Source organism: Bacteroides muris (ex Fokt et al. 2023) (genome assembly GCF_024704895.1).
Lineage (GTDB): Bacteria > Bacteroidota > Bacteroidia > Bacteroidales > Bacteroidaceae > Bacteroides > Bacteroides muris.
Genome location: NZ_JAMZEE010000103.1, coordinates 1 through 1,006, shown reverse-complemented (window position 1 = coordinate 1,006; position 1,006 = coordinate 1). Strand labels below are relative to the sequence as shown.

Annotated in this window: 2 protein-coding genes; both read left to right on the top strand. The window is 37.4% G+C overall.

What is annotated here, in order from left to right; genetic code table 11:
* Positions 1–92: 92 nt before the first annotated feature.
* Positions 93–446, top strand: coding sequence for a pyocin knob domain-containing protein (locus M1B78_RS18410; protein ID WP_257941490.1), 354 nt, complete (start codon positions 93–95; stop codon positions 444–446).
* A 79-nt stretch (positions 447–525) separates the two neighbouring features.
* Positions 526–885, top strand: coding sequence for a hypothetical protein (locus M1B78_RS18405; RefSeq protein WP_118358110.1), 360 nt, complete (start codon positions 526–528; stop codon positions 883–885).
* The last annotated feature ends 121 nt before the right edge of the window (positions 886–1,006 follow it).

The following is a 1,006-nucleotide window of genomic DNA, read 5'->3' as shown; positions in this document are numbered from 1 at the left end:
GCAGCTGGAAGTCAATAATGCTTACCTAGTCTGGCAACATAATTTGCTCCTTTCATTTCTTACCCTATCTTCTGCCCATTAAATGTAAGAATATGGCAAGTGATATTAAAATGAACAGTTTTGCTCAAGCTACTGATGCAGCATACATATACGCAGAAGCAGCTAATGGCTCGCAGGTGAAGATTAAGAAAGAGGATTTGTTGGGAGCGTTATTCCGGGATAGAGGCCAGTTTGAAGGTGATGCAAATGAATTAAAGACTGCTGGAATGTATTATGTCACCGGAAATACCAAAAATATACCTTCTGGATATTATGGATTAATGCTCGTTTTTAAGAGTGTAGCCGGAATAGCCCAAATAGTATACAGTGTATCCGGCTACCCATCTAAGGAAAGAGTATTGCTGTACAATGGTGGAAATTGGGACACTTGGTCTAATTGGGCTTAAATAACTATTACTAAACTTGGAAGCCGTATTTAGCCTCTTGCTTCTCTGCTGTATTCTTTGCCCATTAAACGTACAAGGTATGGCAGAGAAGCAGGATATTAGGGAAGACCAAATGACGGAAATGACGAATCCTCAGAAAATTCGGTGTTTGGATTCAGAAGGAAATAGCGGACTTATACTATTATCCACGTTATTATTGAAAACGATGAGGAATGTAGGATATTTATCAAGCAATGATTTGAAAAATGTTGGAACAAGTTGCGGATATGCTATATCTACCGAAGACGGCTCAGGAATTAATGGCCTATTCCTATCTATTGAAGCAATGGGATATTATTTCCAAATTAAAGTCTCATATACTGGAGACTCTTTGAAATTTAGAGTATACAATAAAGAAAGCGATATTTGGATTAATTGGCGCTCTATATCTTTTACTTAATAAAACTTTGGGAATTGCATAACCTTTATGCTGTTGTATCTCTTGCCCCTTAAATGTGTTAAGTATGGCAGGTGATGATATTAAAATGAACCAGTTCCCGGTAGTCACAAGTATGAAGTAT